The organism is Flavobacterium ginsengisoli, assembly GCF_029625315.1.
GTDB classification, from domain to species: Bacteria; Bacteroidota; Bacteroidia; order Flavobacteriales; family Flavobacteriaceae; genus Flavobacterium; species Flavobacterium ginsengisoli.
The window spans coordinates 4182501-4203084 of record NZ_CP121110.1 but is presented as its reverse complement, the minus strand read 5'-3'; the positions used below and the strand labels follow the sequence as shown (position 1 = coordinate 4203084).

Annotated in this window: 21 protein-coding genes, 2 tRNA genes and 2 pseudogenes; 9 read left to right on the top strand and 16 right to left on the bottom strand. The window is 31.3% G+C overall.

Annotation, left to right across the window (positions count from 1 at the left end):
* Positions 1-89 precede the first annotated feature (89 nt).
* Positions 90-1317 (top strand): annotated as a pseudogene (locus P5P87_RS19730) (Glu/Leu/Phe/Val dehydrogenase dimerization domain-containing protein).
* A gap of 480 nt (positions 1318-1797) precedes the next feature.
* The gene (locus P5P87_RS19725; RefSeq protein WP_278020349.1) at positions 1798-2661 is read left to right on the top strand and encodes an energy transducer TonB; all 864 of its coding nucleotides are present in this window, start codon (positions 1798-1800) and stop codon (positions 2659-2661) included.
* Positions 2662-3060: 399 nt separating this feature from the next.
* Here the strand turns inward: P5P87_RS19725 and P5P87_RS19720 are convergent, their stop codons facing one another.
* Entirely contained in the window at positions 3061-3456 is a 396-nt protein-coding gene (locus tag P5P87_RS19720) for an ExbD/TolR family protein (protein WP_008464192.1), read from the bottom strand.
* 3 nt (positions 3457-3459) lie between these two features.
* Entirely contained in the window at positions 3460-4155 is a 696-nt protein-coding gene (locus P5P87_RS19715; RefSeq protein ID WP_278020348.1) for a MotA/TolQ/ExbB proton channel family protein, read from the bottom strand.
* Between the two features lie 130 nt (positions 4156-4285).
* Here P5P87_RS19715 and P5P87_RS19710 point away from each other — a divergent pair.
* The 4 genes and pseudogenes from P5P87_RS19710 to P5P87_RS19695 all read left to right on the top strand — a co-directional run bounded on the left by P5P87_RS19710 (position 4286) and on the right by P5P87_RS19695 (position 6399).
* Positions 4286-5513: pseudogene (locus P5P87_RS19710) on the top strand (bifunctional folylpolyglutamate synthase/dihydrofolate synthase).
* Positions 5514-5691: 178 nt separating this feature from the next.
* Positions 5692-5766 (top strand) — tRNA-Val (locus tag P5P87_RS19705).
* Positions 5767-5921: 155 nt separating this feature from the next.
* A tRNA-Val gene (locus P5P87_RS19700) sits at positions 5922-5999 on the top strand.
* A gap of 76 nt (positions 6000-6075) precedes the next feature.
* Positions 6076-6399 (top strand): NUDIX domain-containing protein, encoded by a 324-nt coding sequence (locus tag P5P87_RS19695; protein ID WP_278020347.1) that lies wholly within the window; start codon positions 6076-6078, stop codon positions 6397-6399.
* 260 nt (positions 6400-6659) lie between these two features.
* Here P5P87_RS19695 and P5P87_RS19690 read toward each other — a convergent pair whose 3' ends face one another.
* Positions 6660-7349 carry a hypothetical protein gene (locus tag P5P87_RS19690; protein WP_278020346.1) on the bottom strand — a complete coding sequence of 230 codons (690 nt, stop codon included), beginning with the start codon at positions 7347-7349 and terminating at the stop codon, positions 6660-6662.
* A 446-nt stretch (positions 7350-7795) separates the two neighbouring features.
* Between P5P87_RS19690 and P5P87_RS19685 the strand changes: the two genes are divergently transcribed.
* The gene (locus tag P5P87_RS19685) at positions 7796-8200 is read left to right on the top strand and encodes a helix-turn-helix domain-containing protein (RefSeq protein ID WP_198857837.1); all 405 of its coding nucleotides are present in this window, start codon (positions 7796-7798) and stop codon (positions 8198-8200) included.
* A gap of 50 nt (positions 8201-8250) precedes the next feature.
* Here P5P87_RS19685 and P5P87_RS19680 read toward each other — a convergent pair whose 3' ends face one another.
* From P5P87_RS19680 to P5P87_RS19670, 3 genes are all read right to left on the bottom strand, one after another.
* Positions 8251-8958 (bottom strand): DUF6090 family protein, encoded by a 708-nt coding sequence (locus P5P87_RS19680; RefSeq protein ID WP_278020345.1) that lies wholly within the window; start codon positions 8956-8958, stop codon positions 8251-8253.
* Positions 8959-9177: 219 nt separating this feature from the next.
* The gene (locus tag P5P87_RS19675; RefSeq protein WP_198857839.1) at positions 9178-9540 is read right to left on the bottom strand and encodes a MerR family transcriptional regulator; all 363 of its coding nucleotides are present in this window, start codon (positions 9538-9540) and stop codon (positions 9178-9180) included.
* Positions 9541-9708: 168 nt separating this feature from the next.
* The gene (locus P5P87_RS19670; RefSeq protein WP_278020344.1) at positions 9709-10764 is read right to left on the bottom strand and encodes a hypothetical protein; all 1056 of its coding nucleotides are present in this window, start codon (positions 10762-10764) and stop codon (positions 9709-9711) included.
* A gap of 248 nt (positions 10765-11012) precedes the next feature.
* On the opposite strand from P5P87_RS19670, the gene P5P87_RS19665 reads away from it, so the two are divergent.
* The gene (locus tag P5P87_RS19665; RefSeq protein ID WP_278020343.1) at positions 11013-11576 is read left to right on the top strand and encodes an adenylate kinase family protein; all 564 of its coding nucleotides are present in this window, start codon (positions 11013-11015) and stop codon (positions 11574-11576) included.
* A gap of 94 nt (positions 11577-11670) precedes the next feature.
* Here the strand turns inward: P5P87_RS19665 and P5P87_RS19660 are convergent, their stop codons facing one another.
* The 6 genes from P5P87_RS19660 to P5P87_RS19635 all read right to left on the bottom strand — a co-directional run bounded on the left by P5P87_RS19660 (position 11671) and on the right by P5P87_RS19635 (position 17158).
* On the bottom strand, positions 11671-13134 hold the full coding sequence (locus tag P5P87_RS19660) for a serine hydrolase (protein ID WP_278020342.1): 1464 nt from the start codon (positions 13132-13134) through the stop codon (positions 11671-11673).
* Positions 13135-13229: 95 nt separating this feature from the next.
* Positions 13230-14600, bottom strand: coding sequence for a hypothetical protein (locus tag P5P87_RS19655; RefSeq protein ID WP_278020341.1), 1371 nt, complete (start codon positions 14598-14600; stop codon positions 13230-13232).
* Positions 14597-14827: a hypothetical protein gene (locus P5P87_RS19650; RefSeq protein WP_278020340.1), complete on the bottom strand. Its 231-nt coding sequence runs from the start codon at positions 14825-14827 to the stop codon at positions 14597-14599. Before P5P87_RS19650 ends, P5P87_RS19655 begins: the two co-directional genes overlap by 4 nt.
* A complete protein-coding gene (locus P5P87_RS19645; RefSeq protein ID WP_278020339.1) occupies positions 14821-15201 on the bottom strand; it encodes a hypothetical protein in 381 nt (126 codons plus the stop codon). Before P5P87_RS19645 ends, P5P87_RS19650 begins: the two co-directional genes overlap by 7 nt.
* 121 nt (positions 15202-15322) lie before the next feature.
* Positions 15323-15955, bottom strand: coding sequence for an SMI1/KNR4 family protein (locus P5P87_RS19640; RefSeq protein ID WP_198857845.1), 633 nt, complete (start codon positions 15953-15955; stop codon positions 15323-15325).
* Positions 15956-16075: 120 nt separating this feature from the next.
* On the bottom strand, positions 16076-17158 hold the full coding sequence (locus P5P87_RS19635) for an acyltransferase family protein (RefSeq protein WP_278020338.1): 1083 nt from the start codon (positions 17156-17158) through the stop codon (positions 16076-16078).
* Between the two features lie 339 nt (positions 17159-17497).
* Between P5P87_RS19635 and P5P87_RS19630 the strand changes: the two genes are divergently transcribed.
* Positions 17498-18388, top strand: a complete 891-nt coding sequence (locus P5P87_RS19630; RefSeq protein ID WP_198857847.1) for a DMT family transporter — start codon at positions 17498-17500, stop codon at positions 18386-18388.
* Positions 18389-18449: 61 nt separating this feature from the next.
* On the opposite strand, the gene P5P87_RS19625 is transcribed toward P5P87_RS19630, so the two are convergent.
* From P5P87_RS19625 to P5P87_RS19615, 4 genes are all read right to left on the bottom strand, one after another.
* On the bottom strand, positions 18450-19043 hold the full coding sequence (locus P5P87_RS19625; RefSeq protein ID WP_278020337.1) for a YdeI/OmpD-associated family protein: 594 nt from the start codon (positions 19041-19043) through the stop codon (positions 18450-18452).
* Positions 19044-19100: 57 nt separating this feature from the next.
* On the bottom strand, positions 19101-19250 hold the full coding sequence (locus P5P87_RS26305; protein WP_479724224.1) for a hypothetical protein: 150 nt from the start codon (positions 19248-19250) through the stop codon (positions 19101-19103).
* Positions 19202-19873, bottom strand: coding sequence for an acyl-ACP--UDP-N-acetylglucosamine O-acyltransferase (gene lpxA / locus P5P87_RS19620; RefSeq protein ID WP_479724219.1), 672 nt, complete (start codon positions 19871-19873; stop codon positions 19202-19204). The genes P5P87_RS26305 and lpxA overlap by 49 nt, the downstream gene beginning before the upstream one ends.
* 63 nt (positions 19874-19936) lie before the next feature.
* Positions 19937-20500: a Crp/Fnr family transcriptional regulator gene (locus P5P87_RS19615; protein WP_278020336.1), complete on the bottom strand. Its 564-nt coding sequence runs from the start codon at positions 20498-20500 to the stop codon at positions 19937-19939.
* Between the last annotated feature and the right edge of the window lie 84 nt (positions 20501-20584).

Here is a 20584-nt window from a genome sequence, read left to right as displayed (position 1 = left end):
TCTTTTTTGTTTTATAAATTTGATGCAAAATACATTATTCGCATTATTCTATTTTATACATTTACGCAAAATAAACATATCACAACAAAATGAAAGATTTATTACAACAATTTGAAAACAAAGCACCTGAAATTGTTTTCAATTGGAAAGATTCAGAAACAGAAGCCGAAGGGTGGACTGTTATTAATTCACTTCGTGGAGGAGCTGCGGGTGGAGGAACAAGAATGAGAAAAGGCTTAGACATGAACGAAGTTTTGTCATTAGCTAAAACTATGGAAGTTAAATTCTCAGTTTCTGGTCCTGCAATTGGAGGAGCTAAATCTGGAATTAACTTTGACCCAAACGATCCTCGCAAAAAAGGTGTTTTGCAACGTTGGTACAAAGCCGTTTCTCCTTTATTGAAAAGCTACTACGGAACTGGAGGAGATTTAAATGTTGATGAGATTCACGAAGTAATTCCAATGACGGAAGAATGTGGTGTTTGGCATCCGCAGGAAGGTGTTTTTAATGGACACTTTAAACCAACTGAAGCTGATAAAATTAATAGAATCGGACAATTACGTCAAGGTGTAATTAAAGTAATTGAAAATCCGAAATTCTCTCCAGACGTTACTAGAAAATATACCGTTGCCGACATGATTACTGGTTTTGGTGTTGCAGAAGCAGTTCGTCATTTTTACGCTACTTATGGCGGAGACATTAAAGGGAAAAAAGCAATCGTTCAAGGTTTTGGAAACGTAGGTTCTGCGTACTGCTTTTTATTTAGCAGAAATGGGAGCGAAAGTTATCGGAATCATTGATCGCGATGGCGGATTAATAAAAGAAGAAGGTTTTTCTTTTGAAGAGATCAGAACGTTATTTTTAAATAAAGACGGAAATAAATTAGTTGCTGACAATATGATTCCGTTTGAAGAAATCAATTCTAAAATCTGGACTATTGGTGCTGAAATTTTCACTCCTTGTGCGGCTTCAAGATTGGTTACTCAAGCTCAAATTGACAGCTTGATCGCAAACGGATTGGAAGTAATTTCATGCGGAGCAAATGTTCCTTTTGCTGACAAAGAAATTTTCTTTGGTTCTATCATGGAAGAAGTAGACCGTAAAGTAAGTTTGATTCCTGACTTTATTTCAAACTGCGGAATGGCAAGAGTTTTTGCTTATTTCATGGAGAAAAAAGTTCAAATGACCGATGAGGCTATTTTTAACGATACATCTGATACCATTAAAAATGCGATTGTTAAAGCTCACGCTCTGAGTTCGTCAAAAACAAATATTAGTGCAACTGCTTTTGAGATTGCATTGAAACAGTTAGTGTAATGTATTCTACACTTTAATATATAAACGGGCCAGATTTCTATTTGGCTCGTTTTTTTGTACTGTAGATATTTAACGCAAAGTACGCTAAGATATTTTTATTCAGAGCGCAAGCAATATCTAAATATTAAGTTCACAAAGCTTTATCTTGACAAAGCTTTATCTTGACAAAGCTTTGCTAACTTTTAATCTTAAGATTCACTCAAATTTAAGTCAATTAAAACTTTGCGTTTCTTTGCGTAAATCTTAGCGTGCTTTGCGTTATAATTTTTTAAAAAACCTTAGCACCCTTTGCGGTTAAATTCTCTCTTTCATTCTAAACAATTTTTACTACTTTTAAACGTTTAAAAAAAGAAATATCAAATTACAGTATAAATGAGTATCACATCAAGAAATATAAGTCGTCTTACATTCCTTTTTTTCGGATTACTTTTTGGTTTTATTTTAAAATCTTCTCTTTCCGATAAAAAGAAATCTCTTATAATGACAAGTATAATATGTGGTATCATAATTTTACTTTTGTTTTTTATCCGTTTCTGGCCACCATATAATCCAGAAAACAACGTTGCTCTTGCTGATGGCGGCGGAGGTGGCGGAGGCGTAACCATAAATTTCGGAGATAGTGATTTAGGTTCTGGTGCCAATTATAAAAGCGAAGTTTTGGATGTAAAAAACAATGTAAAACAAGCTCCTGCAAAAGCAACTCCAGAAGAAGAATCGATCATTACGCAGGAAAACACGACAACAGAAAATGATGTTGTAATTCCGACAAAAGAAAAACCTAAAAAACCTGTTCCTGTTGAGAAACCTGTACAAAAACCTGTACCGGAAAAACCAAAAGTTTCTAACTCAACAAACGATGCTTTAGCAAGTATTATGAAAGGTTCGAACAAAGGCGGAGACGGAGACGATAAAACAGCAGGAAACAAAGGAAAAGCTAACGGAAGTTTAAACTCAAACGGATATTATGGCTCTGGTGGTTCTGGTGGAGGAACTGGAGGCGGTAACGGAACTGGAAATGGCATTGGCACTGGAAGCGGTTACGGAGCAGGAACTGGCGGAGGATCTGGCGGAGGATCTGGATATTCTCTAGGAAACAGAAAAGCCTTATCTAAACCAGCGCCAAAATATACTTGTAACGAAGAAGGAAAAGTCGTTGTTGAAGTAAGTGTTGACCAAAACGGAAAAACAATAAGCGCAACACCAGGAATTAAAGGAACAACAAATACTGCAAAATGCTTATTAGATCAAGCAAGAATTGCAGCAATGAATACCAAATGGGAATCTGACAGTGATGCTCCTGCAAAACAAGTTGGAAAAATTATTTATAATTTTAGTTTGGATTAAAAAACAGATTTACACTAAATCTGTTTTCTATAAAAAAGGCTTTCAGAAATCTGAAAGCCTTTTTTATAGAACTTGTTTGACTCATTTCTTTCGTTCAGTTTGTCATTTCGACGAAGGAGAAATCTTCGCGAGAAGCTCTACAAAGATTGGATTTTCGTTGCGGAGCTACTTGTGGAGATTTCTCCTTCGTCGAAATGACAAAATTGCGTTTTTTGCTTCTCCTATTAAATAACAGGTTTTAAAAACCTGTCAGGTCAAGATTATCAATTAGTTCGCGTGAGGGATAGAAGCTGGCTACCGAAGTAGCGCGGATAGCCCGACCAGAATAAAAAAATGGGCGAATCAACGCTTAGCTGATTGGCCCATTTTCTTTATTGTGGTCACGCCCTAATATAAAATCTATTTCGGACTTGTTGCAATTACAAACTTCAAATTGTTCTTCACTCCTATCTGTAAAACATCTACTAAGTCTTGAACTTGTAGGTTAAACGGAATTCGAACTACAACGGTTTGTTCTTTATCTGTTCCGATTTTTGACATTAAACTGGTTTCTAGATTTTCAAAATCTACTTCCTGTTTGTCAATGTAAAACTTTTTATCTTCTGTAACCGATAAACTTATTAGCTGTTTATTGGTCTTTTCATTCGCTTTAGCTTTTGGCAATGTCATCTTAATCACGTTCGGGTTTGCCAGTGTTGAAATAATTAAGAAAAACAACAGCAGGAAAAACATGATATCGCTCAAAGACGAAGTCGCAACTTCGGCGTGAAATCTTCTTTTTCTTTTAATAGACATGACTTATGCTCTTTGAATTATATTGACAAATTCTAAAATCTGTTTCTGAATTTTTAAAGCAAAATTATCAATCTTTCCGTTTAATAAGTGGTAAGCGCTATAAGCAATAATACCCACAATTAATCCAGAACCAGAACTGATCATTTTCTCGTATAAACCTCCAGAAATATTTCCGATACTAATATTTTCAGTAACCGAAATACTGTAGAAAATCTTGATAACCCCAGAAATAGTTCCTATGAAACCTAATGTTGGCGCAATACCAGCAATAAGTCCTAAGTGACCTAAATGTCTTTCCATTTCGCCAATTTCGATATCGGCAGCGCGATCCATATTAGCTTCAATTTCAGAAATTGGTCTTCCAATTACCAAAACGCCTTCTTTTAAAATATTTCCAGTTGCTGTATTATTTCTTTCTACAATTGTTCTTGCCAATTCGATATTTCCAGAATGTAATTTTTCGCTAATATCTTGCATTAATCTGCTGTCGATTTTAGATGCACGGTTGATGTACATATAACGTTCAAAAATCAGGTAAATAGTGTAAAACAATAAAATCGCGATCGGAATTAAGAACACTCCCCCTTTCATGATGAAGCCAAACATTGAAATTTCATTTTGCGGTGCTGCGATCTTCTCGACCACTACATTTGAAGCATTTGCGATTGTATCTGTTTGTAACTGAATAAAACTAAACATATATTAATTCTGGTTTTTAATAATTAATTCTAAAAAATATTTGAAATTTGCAATAAAGATAATTTTCGCTGTAATATTAAACTACAAAAATCGAAATTTATTTCAATCAACAACCATTTTATCTAAACAAATGAACTATCAAGAAACTACCAATTGGATGTTTAATCAACTTCCAATGTACCAATTGCAAGGTGCTTCTGCGTATAAAGAAGATTTAACGAATATCAAATTGTTGGCAGCTCATCTTGATAATCCGCAAACGAAACTGAAATGTATTCACGTTGCAGGAACAAACGGAAAAGGTTCTACTTCGCATATGCTTTCTTCTGTTTTACAAGAAGCAGGATATAAAGTTGGCTTATATACTTCTCCGCACTTGAAAGATTTTAGAGAAAGAATTAAAATAAACGGTAAAGAAATCTCGGAAGAGTTTGTTATTGAATTTGTTGCGAAACACAAAGATTTTTTTGAAGCCAATGATATGAGTTTCTTCGAAATGTCGGTTGGATTGGCTTTTGATTATTTTGCTCGCAGAAAAAGTAGACATTGCTATAATCGAAGTTGGTTTGGGTGGAAGATTGGATGCTACCAATATCATTACGCCTTTGATTTCGGTAATTACTAATATTGGTTTAGATCACACTCAATTTTTAGGAAATACTTTGGAAGCGATTGCAGGAGAAAAAGCGGGAATTATAAAACCGAATGTTCCAGTTGTTATTGGCGAATATAATGACGAAACTAAACCTGTCTTTTTGGCTAAGGCCGAAGAGAATAATGCGTCGATTTATTTTGCATCAGATTTAATTGATCAGATTTATTTGTCTGACTTGATTGGAGATTATCAGTTTCATAATAAAAAGACGGTTCAGCAGACGATTTCGATTTTGAACAATGAAACCGATTTTAAAGTTTCGATTGAACAATTAAAAGAAGGTTTATTGCATGTTGTAAAAAATACGGGTTTGCAAGGCAGATGGCGACAATTGGGAGAAAACCCAAAAATTATTTGCGACACTGCTCACAATAAACACGGATTGTCGGTTGTGATGAATCAGCTGAAGAATGAAAAATACGAGAAACTGCATATTGTTTTGGGTGTTGTGAATGATAAAGATCTGGATTCTATTTTGCCACTTTTTCCAAAAGAAGCGCAATATTATTTCTGCCATCCAAATTCATCACGAGCTTTGCTTGCTAAAACTTTAAAAAATGCGACTGAAAAATTCAGTTTAATAGGAGAAAAATACGATTCTGTTGAAATCGCTTTCGCGGAAGCAAAGAAAAATGCTTCAGAAAATGATTTTATTTACGTTGGCGGAAGCACTTTTGTTGTTGCCGAATTGCCTTTGGACTAAAATATACTTTTGATTTAGAAAAAAACTTAAAAAATTCTTTTTAATAACAAATTCATAAACAAATAGATATAAGTTATTTTAAAAAAAGTTTTATTTTTTATTGTTTTTTGTTTGCAGAACTCAAAAACAGGCGTATATTTGCACTCGCAATCACAAACGATAGCAACCTAGTAAAATAGGGCGATTAGCTCAGCTGGTTCAGAGCACCTCGTTTACACCGAGGGGGTCGGGGGTTCGAACCCCTCATCGCCCACAAAAAACTCCTTAAGAAATTAAGGAGTTTTCTTTTAAATAAGAAGACTAAAAAGAATATTTAAAAATTCAGAAAAGTTTAAATTTCTTTGCAGAACTCAAAAACAAACGTATATTTGCATTCGCAATCATAAACGATAGCAACCTAGTAAAATAGGGCGATTAGCTCAGCTGGTTCAGAGCACCTCGTTTACACCGAGGGGGTCGGGGGTTCGAACCCCTCATCGCCCACCAAGAAACTCCTTAAGAAATTAAGGAGTTTTTTTTTGCCTTCTCAATATTATTTCTTGACATCAAAAAATTTAAAATTATGAGCGAACTGATCGGATTTAACGTTAGGGTTTATGCTTTTTGCATAAACGACAATAAAATTTTAGCACTGCACGAAAGATATGCAGGAACACAAATATGCAAATTACCTGGAGGCGGTCTTGAATTTGGAGAAGGAACAATTGAATGTCTTCATCGTGAATTTGAAGAAGAATTAAATTTAAAAATCGAAATCTTAGATCATCATTATACGCAGGAAGATTTTATTGAATCTCGTATAAAAGACAATAAACAGATTCTTAATATTTATTATACTGTCAAAATACTAAATATTGAAGATTTAAATGTTCAAATTCGGGATTAGAAAAATTAGAATGGATTGATATTGATTCAGAAAACAATCCTTTTGTTTTAAAAGCGGATATAATTGCATTTGAGAAATTGAAGAAAAAAGTCAGTAATCAAATAAGATAAATATTTTTATCCAATTTTCATCCCCTGCTAGCGCGAGCGTCTCGCTCGTGCATAAACTGGATTCACGAGCGAGACGCTCGCGCTAGCAGGAGGTTTTTTTTATGCTTATTTTAAGTTAATCGTTTTACCAACGTTTAAATTTTAGGTCTTTCAAAATCCAAGTTTTCGCTTCACAAGCATCCAAAATGTTTTCATTACCCCCGTTCCTTCTTTTGAATAATAAACTTCTGTCATCCCATCTTTGAAGATTTCACCAGTAAAAAATTTGTTTCCTGAATCATCAACACCATTATTTATAGCGTCATTTTTCTGCTGATAATAACTTTTTTGAATATCATAAAAATTGACCCGATTCCCCCATTTTTCATAAACCGATTTACAATCATCATAACTCCTTAAAAAACCTCTAAAATTATAATCAATCTTTATTTCCAACAATACATCTCCTCTATTCTTTTCATAATTATCTTCAAAGTCACAAATATTTTCAGAAGTTATAATACCATCTGTACTCCAGACAGAATCTTTCATAAAGACATTTTCTACAACGGCAAACTCATAATAATTAATTGGCATCATACCGAAATCTGAGCTATGAAAAGCCATATAATTTTCAACACCAAGACCATGAGCTAATTTCACAAAACTAAACTCATCTTTATAATCCAGTATATCATATTGCTTTTTATTAAGAGCTGTTGTTATTAATTCCCCAAACAGATATCCCGTCGGATTGCAGATTGGCATGTAAACAATTCCTCCATTAATGAAATGTGGGATTGTTTCTGGAATTTCTGAATTGTCTTCTTTAAAAATTAATAGGGATATATCTTGAGACATAAATTTTTGAATGCATTTATTTTTTAATGGTTTAAAAAATCAAATCGAAATATAATTTATAATGATAGTTTTTCAATTGTTCAAATGTAAAATTATTTTAGCATAATTATAAACTCCTTATTTATCTTAAGGAGTTTATTCAGGTCTATTTCTCCACAATTTTTATATTAATTCAAACAAACACAAAGTATTGTCATTTCGAGGAACAAGAAATCTCACTCGGAAATCGACACGGATTAGCGACATACTTTGCAGAATTTCTAGTGTGATCCTTCGTTCCTCAGGATGACAAATCTTTGCCTAAAATTAAGCCTGAGAACAGAATTCAAAATTCTCACCATAAAAATTGTATTTTTGTTTACCGCTCCCCAAGAAAATCTGTAACATACATTTAAAATCTGTTTTTTACAGTTCTGGTTTATTCACTTAATTATTATCTTTGAATTATGAGCACACTATCAAGACCAAAACATATCGGAAGAAATATTAGTCGTATTCGTGAACTTCGCGACATGAAGCAGGAAGCTTTGGCGCAAGCTTTAGGTACAAGTCAGCAAACGGTTTCCGCTATTGAAAACAGCGAAACTATAGATGACACTAAACTCGCTGAAGTTGCAAAAGCACTTGGCGTGACTTCGGAAGCTATCAAAAATTATAGCGACGAAACCATATTAAATGTCATAAGTAGTCATGACAATTCAACAATAACAGCAATTAATATTCAACCTAGCTTTAATCCACTTGATAAAGTTGTAGAACTTTATCAAGAAAAAGAAAATCTTTATGAACGCTTAATCCAAGCCGAAAAAGACAAAGTTGAATATCTCGAAAAAATAGTAAAAGGTAAATAACCTTTTTAAGCATAAAAAAAACTCCATTATTTCTAATGGAGTTTTTCTTTTTATTTACCCAACTCTTTTTCAATTTCCTTAATAAGTTCAACTGCAAGTGGTTTTGTATTTTCTTTGTAAACCCTTATGTTATTTTTACCTAGTTTAACAAGATATGAAAGTGTCTTTTTATATTTTGGATCAGAATATAATTCTTTCTCTGGTTTATCTGCATTTTCTATTTCTTTATCAAAACACTTAAACAAAAATTCAGTGTACATTTTATCAACTTCATTGGCAGCTGGAACAAATATTTGATAATAATTTAAGATTTTCTGTTTTAATTTTTCGTCTTCAATGTAACCAAGTTTACCGCTTGATTTAAAACTTTCATAATTACCGACAGTCAATGTTTGTCCGTGCGAATGAATTGGGAAATCAACTTTACTTTTAGACTTATAAATACTGTCAAGCTGAGAAGGCGTTAATGCCAAAATTTTTTCATAACTAGTGTTTGTATCTTGGTATGCTTTCACTTCTCTGTCGATACTTTCTATATCATTCTTTAAATCGTTCTTTAAATTAGCAAGAAACACAGATACTTCTTTTTGTTGGTGTCTATGTTCGCTCCAACCGTGTAGCCATATTGAAAGCGTTACAGCAAAAACGATTATGAATATTTCTATTATGATTTCTTTTACTTTCTCTCCTAATGTATGTTCTGAATTTTTCACCGTTTTATAAATTTTGTTTGAATGCTTAGTTATTTCTTCTTGCATAATTTAGTTTTCTAGTTTTAACTTTGGTTGTTATTTGAAGTTTATTTTAGTACGCTATTTAATTCTATAAATTCAAAAGCGAATATAAGACTATTTGCAAAATCTCTTATTAATTTCCTAAATTCCGCATAAAACTTTTCTTAAATAGTTAAAATAAGAACCATAAAAAAACTCCTTAATTTCTTAAGGAGTTCTCTACATGCTTTTAAACTTTAAAAATCAATCATTGCTACTCTGTATTTTCTCGCATACTTTTTCAAGAAGACTTTTGGTTTGTTTAAAATATTTCATTTTATCATCGATCTCTTTTATTTTGGCTTGAAAAAGCTCTAGTGTCTCTGGTTTAGAGTCAGTTGTCTCGAACCAGCTAATCAATATCTTTTTTATTTCTGCTAAAGTAAACCCGACTTCTCTTGCTTCTATAATGATTTCTAAACGCTCAATAGTATTAGCATCGTAATGTTTATAGTTATTAGAAGTCACTTTTTCATCAGTCAATCCTTTGATCATTCCTAAATTCTCATAATATCTAATCGTATGGATTGATAATCCTGTTTTTTTTGATAATTCGTTTACAAGCATAGTTTTTATTTTTTTGACATAAACAACAAAGCATAGAGCATAGTCTATACTTTTATGTCACAAATATACTAATTGTTTTTAGTTTTAAAATTTTTAAATGCCAGAAATGAGGTTTTGCATAAAAAAACTCCACTATTTCTAATGGAGCTTTTTTTATATAGAAGTTTTTTATTTCAATTTCGTCAACGCTTTAGAATTCATCAGCAAAAACACGTATTGAAAATAATCAGTCGCAGAAGCATCTTTTAGAGGTACGATATTTTCTCCAAAAGCTCTAGATTTTACTGTTATCAAATTTTGCGATTTCAGGTAAGGTGAATTTTTCGCGTTAAGCTTAAAAAGTGTAATTGATTCTGGCTTGCTCAATTCTTTTATATCATTAATTCCTTTTACAAGCATTAGCGGACCGTCAACATTTATCCAATTAACTTTTTCATTTTCAGGTGTTGGAAACTGAGGATTTTTTGGAAGATACATTTCGCTATCAATGGTATAACTTACAAAGCTTGTAACCTTTACGCCAGAATCTTTTAATCCCGCGACAAAAGTTGCTCTACTCGATTCTGTTTTCTTTTGCAGTGTGTGAAAATATCCAAAAAGTCCATAAAACTTTTCATTTTCAAGATGCTTCTTCTTAATTGCATTTTTAAAATTACTCACCATTGCTTCATCTCTAGAACCTTTAGATTCATCATCAAAATTTTTATCAATTCCAATTACGGTAATTTTTAGAGAATCGGCCAAATTTTGATTGTAATCGTAAATAGCATTCCATTTATTAAATAATTCTTGACTGGCCTGCTGTGGAATTCTTCTCTTAATAGATTCAACAACTTCTTTCAAGGCCGTTTTATTTTTTTGTTTTTCAGATAAAAAAGCATTCAGCTTTTGAGCCGTCAAACTATCCATTTCGGCAATATAATATTTAATTCCCACTTTTTTATTCAAGAAAAAAAGCATTTCCTGATCTATTTTCTGATTATCTGCATAACCATGAATTTCGCCTAATAAAAAAACTTGCGATTTATAAAACTCATCATCAAATAGTTTTTCGTCAATAGAAGTTCCTATCTGAACATTATTTTTTGATAAATAACTAATATTATCATCATCTTTAGATTCTAAAAATAATTTATTGCTGATATATAAATAAGCAATAAAAAGTAAAATAATACTCAAAAGGCTAATAAAAGTGATTTTGATAAATTTTAAAATTTTCTTCATGGTTATCTATTATGGTTGTTTTGATTTTGATGTAAAAATATTTTTATTCAGCATAACATTCAATTTTTATTGACTGAATTGTTGTTTCCAACAGATGAATTGTTTCACCAACAACTGTTTTTATAGATTTGTCACATGAATCAGAAAGACAAGTGTTTTTCTTGTAAATTTACAATTCGTGTCAGCTTAGAATAAATCATTCTTAACTTTAAAGAATCGGAATAGAATTAAAAAACTTTATAAATAAAATGGAAATATTAATAATTACTGGCCCTCCTTATTCTGGAAAAGGTACGCAATGCGAAATTCTAAAGGACGAACTTCATTTTGAACATATTTCAACCGGAGACAGATGTCGCTTGGAAAAACAAAATGAAACGGAAATTGGAAAAATAATGTCTCAATATGAAGAAAAAGGAGATTTAGTTCCTGATTCTATCATGAAAGATCTTTTCAGTAAAATATTGGATGAAAATAGAGTCGCTAAAGGAATCATTTTAGACGGTTATCCAAGAACAGAACCACAGGTAAATGATTTATTGGAACTTGTTAAATCTAAAAACCTAGAAATTGGAAAAGTAATTAATATTGATGTTCCAAAAGAAGAACTCTTAAAAAGAGCAAAAAAAAGAGCGGAAACTTCTAACAGAAAAGATGATAAAGATGCCAATATTCATCTTAAAAGAATTGAGGTTTTTGAAAACTCGACCAGGCCAGCAATTGAATATATGAAGTCAAAAATTAAAGTTCTCACTTTTGACGGGATGGGCACAATTGAAGAAATAACAAAACGAATTAAGGATAATTTGTAACAACAGTAATAGTTTATTCGATTATAAACTTCATTAAATTCTATAAAAAAACTCCATTAGAAATAATGGAGTTTTTTTTATCTCATACTAATTGTTATTTAACCTTTATTAAATCTAAATCCTGAAAGTCAAAACTAAAATCGATGTTTGGAGAAATACCTTTCATTTTAATAGATTGAGCTTTACCATTTTCGTCTAGAGAAAACATTGCTAACGCATCACAATTCATCGCTTGATATTCCCATTTTATAGCAAATGTATTGGCATTGTAAAAAGCCATTGGTCCATTTAATTTAGGCGAACGATACGATTTAAACCATAATTGTTTGTCTTTTTCAAATATTTCAATTTCACCAAACCATTTATCGGCATAAACGCCTATAAAATCTTCATTCTTTATTTTTACCTTTTTAGACAGTTTTACTTTTTCCCAAACATTTTTAGTTACATCATCGCCTTTATTTCTATCTTCGTTCATCCATTCTACCAATTTATCGGTCCATCCAAAATCGTCTAAACCTAAATAACTGTCAGAAATTGTATTACTAACTGCCGTAAAAAGCCCGCCTCCTCCATTTTCTGTATTAGTTAAAATTACAATTCCTAAATTCAAATCTGGATACATGGTTACAATAGAAAGCATTCCTGGCAAACCTCCAGTATGCGATACTTTTAAAGTTCCTTTCTCGTCTGACAATTGCCAGCCTAAACCATAACCATTAAAATGAGAATTATATCTCGGATTTTGATCTGTTTCCTGAACGGTATGTATTCTCCACATTTCATTGTGGTTTTCTAAGGAAAAAAGCGATGTTTTCGAGTCTGGCCCATACTGACCTTTATTCAAACGAACTATCATCCACTTCGCCATATCTTCTGCGTTAGAAAATATTCCTCCTGCAGCAGCATTAATTTGATCATTAAACCCCTCGATTTTCTTTATCGTTCCAGATTCAGACGAATGCGAAACTGCAAAATTAGATCTGTCTTTTATTAAACTACTTCCAACAAATGTATTGTTCATTTGTAAAGGATCAACAATTCTTTTTTGTACAAATTCCTCATAACTCATACCACTTACTCTTGCAATTATTTCACCAGCTACGATATAAAGCAAATTATCATAATCCCATTTCGTTCGAAAAGCTGAAACAGGTTTAAAATACTGAAAACTTGTCAAGACATCTTTAATGGTAAAATTAGTGCCGTCAGGAAAAAACATTAAATCACCTACTCCCAATCCTAATCCGCTGCGATGAGTCAGCAAATCCTGTATATTAAAATTCTCCGTCACATAATCATTATACATTTTAAATTCAGGAGCATAATCTTTTACTTTATCGGTCCATTTCAATTTTCCTTCATCTTCTAAAATAGAAAGTGCAGCCGTTGTAAACGCTTTACTATTTGAGGCTATTTGAAAATTTGTCTTTTCATTAACCCCTTTTTTTGTTTCTATAGAACTGACGCCGTAACCTTTTAAGTGAATTATTTTTCCATCTTTAACAACCGCAATCGACGCTCCCGCTACTTTAAACTTTGTTAATGCAGATTCCATCAACAAATCAATTTTATCTGATGTTAGCTGGCCAAAAGCTGTTGCACATGAAAAACAAATGCAAATAACTGTGATAAAAAAACTATTTCCTTTTTTCATATTATTGATTTAATTAATGTTTCTAAATTAGATGTTTTCTGATTCACAATTATCAATTGACTTTTATCGTCCAATAGAATTTTCTCTCCAAATTCTTTATCTGGATTTCCTTTCCAGTTTTTCAGTTCTTTAAACTTCCCTTTTAAAAGTTTAATCTTTTCTTTATTGTCTTTTGAAATAATTACCATTTTGGTCAATGGTGTCTGCTTCATTTTTTCAATACTGCTGTCTGTAATTTGATCTTCGTATTCTGTTCTGGAGCGATAACGGAACATTTTGTTTATTACATTAAAATCTTTTTCATTTTCAGTAATCACATAACGATACGTCATAATATTATTCATTTCGTTTATCCAATCTGGAAAATTGGTTTCGTAAAGTTGAATGTACTGATCTATAAAATTCTTATCAATCGGTTTCTTCTGTTCGATATATTCTTTAGTTAACGGATAAATTTGTCTTGCCATCAAATTGATATATTTATTATTATACCATTCTCCTTCATCAACTTTATTATCTAATTTTTCGTAAACATAACCGTTACCCAATACCGTCGCCAAAACCTCATTCATGAGCTGATAAGCATAATTACTGCATTTCGATTTATTTTCTTTAAAATAAGTATCAATTGCCGTTTTAACTTCAAGCGATTGTTCGTCATAAACGATGTGATATGTTTCGTGCATCATTACACTAAACAAATCTTTATGCGATTTTAAATCGGTTTGGATGGCACTCATAAAATTATTGCAGAATGCAGAAGCAGTAAAACCTTTTGAATTGGGTAAAGGATAAAAGGTCGCCTCAAACGGAATTGAATTATCCCAACTAGAATTATAAAATATTAATCCCGTTTTAAAGTAATCTTCAATGTGATGTTCATTAGAATATTTGATAATTTCATCCAACTGTTTTTCAAATTTTTCTTTGTTCGAATTATAAATCAGTTCATTATAAATTGGTGTAAATTCAGAAATACATTCGCCTAAATCACTCAAAGTTTTATTAGGAATCATTCCTGCAGAACGAAGTTTGAAATCATTTAAATTATCTGTCTCTATTAAATTCTTTTTTAAGATATCTTTTGTCTGCATTGTTTTCTTTGATCCGTACGGAAAATCTTCGAACCGAAAACTATACGAAATAGACAATTGATCAAATTTTGAGATTAAGCTTTTATACTTCTCAACATTGTACTTTGATTTTTGAAATTCTGTTTTAAAAACATTATCTGGATAATAATCAGATAAATTCTCTAAGAACACAAAAACCGCAAGTTGTTCAGAATATTTGATTTTAAAAGAAGGATTTTGCCCAAATGAAAGTGAACTTAATAATAAAAAAATCAGCAAAAGTGTATTTTTCATGCAATTTCTATTAGCAGTAAAAGTTTAGATTTCGAATAACGTTTTATAAATATAAGATATTTTACAAGCGCCTGTTTCGTTTCTTTTTTAGATGTTACAACTTCTTTAATCAAACCTCGTTCTAAAAGCATTTTGTTGTAAAAACCTTCGCGAAGTTTTTCAAATTCTTCTTTCAAAAGAAAAAGTAACTTTTCTGATTCGTTTGGATTTTCGAGTTTTTTCAACATAATTCCAATTCCTGAATTATGCGAAATTCCGTCACGATTAATAACAAAATGAAGTCTGCTGGAATCTTCCATAAAAAAATCGGAATAGTACTTTTTAATTGCAATTCTTTCTGATTCATTAAAAGATCTATCAGTTTTTTGATTTCAGTAGGCAATTCAAACCCCAATAAACTTTCAATTTCTTTACTATCTTTTTCTCCAGCATAAAAGGCAATTTCTCCTCTGCATTCATAATAAATATCAACGAAAATTTCAAATCTTAAAAGACGTTCTGTCCAACCATCTGAGTAAATACAGGAAAGAAGATATTCTTCATCTAAAACATAATAGCCCGATTCATCAGGTTTTTGAATTTCTAATCGGTTAAAGCCCATTTATTTTTATTTTGTTGTTTCTAAATGATGCTGTTCCTAAAATTTCATTAATCATTTTTTTTAGACATCTTTTTCTCGACTCCAACCTCTCCGAATTGGTTCTGTATTTTGAATAACGAAACTATTTTTTTGTATTATATTCTTCTGCAATATCACTCCAATCATCATTCCATGTACTCTCAAAATAAATATCTGCCTTCTCCCAATCTTTTGCGTCCCAATCTTCTCTTTCATCAACTAGCTTCAATTTCTCAGACTTAATTTTTCCAATTATCAAATTTAGAAAATCTTCAAAGTCATCTACGATTACTGAAACTGGCTCAGGATCTCCGCATGGAAGATAGATAATCTGGCCTAAAATACCGTCTGTATTTGGAATAAAATCTATACAAAGAAAATTTCCCGAGCCATCATGAGCAAATGGAATTCTTTTAGTGGAATACAAAATATCGGTAATTTTTTTTACCTGATTAATAGCTTCAGGTTTTGTTTCGGGAGCATTTTTAAAAAACAACCATTCTCTTTTAACTTCTTCAATACCTAAATATCCAAATCCTCCCAAGAAACCCAAACTTCTTTTTTCTCCGTTATAAGTTTTCAATAATTGAATATAAGATGCAGGCAATTTTTGACCTGTAAATTTTTCCAGTTCCTGTATTTCAACATCGGTTGCTCCTTTATTCATAAAACGATCAAAAATATCAAGCTTACTTTTACAAACATTAATTAAACTGACTGTTGCTTCTGCTTTCATTTTAGATTGATTTTTTTTGATTTGTGCTTTTGAATAATTAAAAAACAATGTAAGTATTAAAATTAAGTAATATTTTTTCATCTTAAATTTTATGATATCGAAAGATTATCTTTTTCACAATCATTTTTTTCTCCTGTCTGTCAAATATTTTCTTAATGGTTTATCATAAACATTCATTACGAAATACGCAAAACCAACTAAAAGTATCACACTCGTTGTTACGATACATGTAAGCTGCATTGTGTTTGGTTTATAATTGACAAAGTAATTTCCGAACATCCATAGTACAGCATAATGTGTCATATATAACGGATATGAAATGCTACCCGAAAATGTGCATATCTTTTTCAAACAAGGTTTTAAATGAGCGCCAGCACCCAAAGAAATTAATAATGGAAAGTAAAATAAAACCACAAAAGGTTCAGTCAGCCAATTCCACTCTGAAAAAGGCATTACAAAAGCCAAAAGCAATAAAATAGTCAATCCGGTAAATCCCAATTTATTTTTGATAATCCAATTGGATCGGTAAATAAGTAATCCGGCCAAAAAAGAGTACGATATTCTGGCGCAGCCGTCCCAAAAAGTTGGTCCACTCCATCCTCCTATTAAATTTCCGGAACTATATCCAACATAACAAATTGCAACTGCAGAAATTAAAGTAAGAACAACTAAAAAGTTTTTGCGAATTTTATAAAGTACAAGTGCATAAACGATATTAGCAATATATTCCCAAAAAAGAGACCATGCAGGAGCATTAAAACTAAATAAATTAAATCCGCGATCTTCAATAACTGGAAACGGAATAAGAAATAAGGAACATATAAATGTCAAAATAATTTTTCCTGTGCTATACAATTCCAAATGCCCTCCAAACGGATCAAACAAGAAAGCCAATAATCCTAATATTGATCCCGCTATAACCAAAGGGTGCAATCTTATAATTCTAGATATAAAAAAATTGCGAAGACCCATTTTTGCAATACGATCATCATAAGCGTATCCAATTACAAATCCCGAAAGGCAAAAGAAAAAATCAACAGCTAAAAATCCGTGTCCAATAAAGTTTTGACTTGGATCTGTAAAAATCCATTCCATAAAATGAAACACGACAACAGCAAAAGCTGCTATGCCTCTTAGTCCGTCTAAAATTTCAAAATGCTGTTTTGTTTCAAGAACTGCTGTAGTTGATTGGTTGGTAGTCATTAAATTGTAATATTCTTAATTAAAGTGATTTGGTGCCGACGCAAGTTCTACAAATAAATATTCAAATCAAAATCAGATTTATTCAATTCTCTCGCAAAACGTCTCAAGTTTCACATTTAAATAACTTTTTTAACTTTTTCATTCCATATCCTTTTTATAAGTTTGCTAAAATTCAAATTTAATCATGAGTTTCAAAGGTTGTCTTCCTCCTCCATAAATTAATAATACGTTTTTAGTATTGACATTAGACCGATTATTCTTGGTCAAATTTTGTATGTCTTTACCTCAATTCAATTATTAATATTCAAAATACATCCCTCAAAAGGATAGACAACTTTTATGAAAAAATCTTATTTGATACTGCATACTGCAGTTTTACTTGCTGGTTTTACTGGCGTTTTCGGAAAACTTATTTCTCTTAACGAAATTACCTTAGTTTGGTATAGAGTATTATTTGCTTCTATTATTCTATTTTTTGTTTTAAAAATATACAATATTAAAACGCTCAAATCATTTTCTGAAATAGCAAAAATTTCTAAAGCTGGAGTTCTTATTACCATTCACTGGATTTTTTTCTATGCCAGCATTAAATATTCTAACATATCTATAGGTGTTGTATGCTATTGTTTGACTAGTTTTTTTACTGCCTTTTTTGAACCTATTCTCAATAAAAAAAGATTTAATCTGATTCAAATTTTATTAAGTATGCTAACCTTATTGGGAATAAGTCTAATTTTTCATTTTGATTCTTCATATCAGCTTGGGATTTTGTTAGGTGTAATTTCGTCTGCATTTGCCGCTTTGTATACCATTTACAATGAAAGGTTAGTGCAATTTTATGATAGCAAACTAATTAATTTTTATCAGATGCTTGGCGGAACTATAGTGTTAGGACTCGCTCTGCCATTCTATTTTTACAATTTTCCAAATCAGACTTTTATTCCAAACTTAACAGACATATTCTATTTATTGATTTTGGCTTCCTGTTGTACAGTTGCACTTTATGTAATGTTCGCAGAATCACTCAAAAAGATTCCTGCCTTTACCATAAACCTAACTTTTAACTTAGAACCGATTTATTCAATAATACTAGCCTTTTTATTTTTTAACGAAGGACAATCAGTTAATTTCTCATTTTATATTGGAATTAGTTTGGTTATGACCTCTGTTTTACTTCAGTCCATAATTTCTATTCGAAATAAAAACACAATCGAACATCAAATTTCTTAACGCTTTAAAACAAAAAAACTCCTTTTTCTCAAAAGGAGTTTTTCTTTTTATATAAAATGCCTCAATCATTCAAACCTTTTCCCTCCAAAATTCTTGGCATATTTTTCTCTACTCTAGCTTCTCTAGTTTTAGATTGTTTCGGTTGAGAAAAATGGAGTAAATAACCTCGTTGTCTTCCTGGAGTTAAAGTGTAAAAAGCTTTTTTAAAATCAGGATCGCTATCAAATTTGTTTTGAAGTTCTTCGGCAATTTCAAATTCAGAAACTTTTTTCAGATCAACTTTTTTTCCTGACTTTTCAATTTCAGTCGCTTCAAAAATATACTTTTTTAAAATTTCTTTTTTAGCCAAAATATCTTGAACACTCCTAAATCGAACTTGCCGTGCCGCTTGTACATTTTTTGATTGCTGAATTAATATTTTATCAGGGTCTTTCATTAAAGCTCCTTTAAAAAACAAAAAAGCAAAATATTCCTTAAAAGCATGAATCAAAACAATGTTGGCTCCATCAAAAGTGTAACACGGACATCCCCATTTTAATTCTTCCGACAAGTGACAGTCTAAAACAATATCTCTTAATTGTTCTAGTTCAGCTTTCCATTTCTCAGCTTTTTCAAAATAAAAATCAACTTTAAAATTTTCGCTATAAGCAGTCATAATAAATTCTTTTAAAATTTACTATAAATATAAAAATTTAGACAATCTTTTATCTCATTAAAATTCATAACCTTTAATTATCCCTCTTTTAGATTGCTCTACAAAACTTAAAATTTTATCGCGCTCAACAGTCTTTCGAAACTTTTCAGTAATCAATTCTAAAGCAAATTTAGTATTTCTCTTTTCCTGAAATAAAACGCGATATATAGATCGAAGTTCGTCAATTTTATCCGAAGTAAATTCTCTTCTTTTAAACCTACAGTATTTACTCCTGCAAATCGTAAGGGTTCATGAGCAACAATAATATATGGCGGAACATCTTTAACTACACGACTCAAACCACTAATCATGGTATTTTCGCCAATAATAGAAAATTGATGTATCGCAGTTAAGCCACTTATATTTACCCAGTCCTGAACAATTACTTCGCCAGCCATACCAACGCTAAACCCAATAATAGAATTGTTTCCTATTACACAATCATGCCCAATATGAGCATTTGACATAATGAGATTCGAATTCCCAATACTAGTTTTACCCTTAGAAATTGTGCCTTTATTAATCGTAACAAACTCTCTGATTATATTGTTGTCACCAATTTCTAGAAGAGTGTATTCGCCTCTATATTTCAAATCCTGAGGCATACCACCCAAAACAGCATTAGAATGGATTTGGCAATTTTCTCCAATTCTTGTTCCGCTTAAAATTGTAACATTATTTCCTATCTGACTATTATTGCCAATTACAACATCCTGCTCAATCGTCACACCATTTCCTAACGAGATGTTATTACCCAAAACAGCATTTTTATGAATAAACGTATTCTTCAATTTTAAAATCTTTAATTAACAGCAAAAATTGAAAAACTTTTTATTCTTTTTATTGATCTAATGTCAAATAATTGACGCTCGAATTCTGCTTAAAGTTTCCTGACTCACGCCAATTAATGAGGCAATGTGTTTTAGTTTACCTTTTTTAATAATTTGAGGAAATGACTCTAAAAGAAATAAGTATTTTTTCTCTGCAGTCATTAGACGAAATAAATGATTGAACTCATTTAATTTAGAAAGATAATGTCGAAGTTGTTTAATATGAAACTTTACAAATAACGGATATTCTAATAAAGCCTGCTCATCAGAATAAGACAAGGAATATAGGATTGTTTCTTCACAAGTCTGAAAATTTTCAAAAGAAGGTTTCTGCTCAAAAAAACTGCTCATCGAAGTTACAAATTGATTATTGGTATAAATCCATTTGGTAACTTCTACACCATCTTCAATACAAAATCTTCTAACCGCACCCGATTTAATAAAATAGATTTTATTACAAACCTTAGTTTCTTCAACAAGAAATTCGCCTTTCTTAAAAATTTCTTCGGCAAAACTTTTTTTAATAGCCTGCTCAGTCTCCAAATCTAATTCCTGAAAACTATTTATAATTAGAATCAGCTCTTCCATTTATTTTTTAATTCCATAATAAATCAAAAATAAAACTTAATTAAGACAAAAACTAAATTCGACCAGCAAACTACAAACCGAACC

What these genes read in the sequence shown, in the direction of transcription:
- P5P87_RS19725 (WP_278020349.1), top strand. Translation starts at nt 1,798, where the DNA reads ATGACAAGTATAATATGTGGTATCATAATTTTACTTTTGTTTTTTATC.
- P5P87_RS19720 (WP_008464192.1), bottom strand. Translation starts at nt 3,456, where the DNA reads ATGTCTATTAAAAGAAAAAGAAGATTTCACGCCGAAGTTGCGACTTCG.
- P5P87_RS19715 (WP_278020348.1), bottom strand. Translation starts at nt 4,155, where the DNA reads ATGTTTAGTTTTATTCAGTTACAAACAGATACAATCGCAAATGCTTCA.
- P5P87_RS19695 (WP_278020347.1), top strand. Translation starts at nt 6,076, where the DNA reads ATGAGCGAACTGATCGGATTTAACGTTAGGGTTTATGCTTTTTGCATA.
- P5P87_RS19690 (WP_278020346.1), bottom strand. Translation starts at nt 7,349, where the DNA reads ATGTCTCAAGATATATCCCTATTAATTTTTAAAGAAGACAATTCAGAA.
- P5P87_RS19685 (WP_198857837.1), top strand. Translation starts at nt 7,796, where the DNA reads ATGAGCACACTATCAAGACCAAAACATATCGGAAGAAATATTAGTCGT.
- P5P87_RS19680 (WP_278020345.1), bottom strand. Translation starts at nt 8,958, where the DNA reads ATGCAAGAAGAAATAACTAAGCATTCAAACAAAATTTATAAAACGGTG.
- P5P87_RS19675 (WP_198857839.1), bottom strand. Translation starts at nt 9,540, where the DNA reads ATGCTTGTAAACGAATTATCAAAAAAAACAGGATTATCAATCCATACG.
- P5P87_RS19670 (WP_278020344.1), bottom strand. Translation starts at nt 10,764, where the DNA reads ATGAAGAAAATTTTAAAATTTATCAAAATCACTTTTATTAGCCTTTTG.
- P5P87_RS19665 (WP_278020343.1), top strand. Translation starts at nt 11,013, where the DNA reads ATGGAAATATTAATAATTACTGGCCCTCCTTATTCTGGAAAAGGTACG.
- P5P87_RS19660 (WP_278020342.1), bottom strand. Translation starts at nt 13,134, where the DNA reads ATGGAATCTGCATTAACAAAGTTTAAAGTAGCGGGAGCGTCGATTGCG.
- P5P87_RS19655 (WP_278020341.1), bottom strand. Translation starts at nt 14,600, where the DNA reads ATGAAAAATACACTTTTGCTGATTTTTTTATTATTAAGTTCACTTTCA.
- P5P87_RS19650 (WP_278020340.1), bottom strand. Translation starts at nt 14,827, where the DNA reads ATGTTGAAAAAACTCGAAAATCCAAACGAATCAGAAAAGTTACTTTTT.
- P5P87_RS19645 (WP_278020339.1), bottom strand. Translation starts at nt 15,201, where the DNA reads ATGGGCTTTAACCGATTAGAAATTCAAAAACCTGATGAATCGGGCTAT.
- P5P87_RS19640 (WP_198857845.1), bottom strand. Translation starts at nt 15,955, where the DNA reads ATGAAAGCAGAAGCAACAGTCAGTTTAATTAATGTTTGTAAAAGTAAG.
- P5P87_RS19635 (WP_278020338.1), bottom strand. Translation starts at nt 17,158, where the DNA reads ATGACTACCAACCAATCAACTACAGCAGTTCTTGAAACAAAACAGCAT.
- P5P87_RS19630 (WP_198857847.1), top strand. Translation starts at nt 17,498, where the DNA reads ATGAAAAAATCTTATTTGATACTGCATACTGCAGTTTTACTTGCTGGT.
- P5P87_RS19625 (WP_278020337.1), bottom strand. Translation starts at nt 19,043, where the DNA reads ATGACTGCTTATAGCGAAAATTTTAAAGTTGATTTTTATTTTGAAAAA.
- P5P87_RS19615 (WP_278020336.1), bottom strand. Translation starts at nt 20,500, where the DNA reads ATGGAAGAGCTGATTCTAATTATAAATAGTTTTCAGGAATTAGATTTG.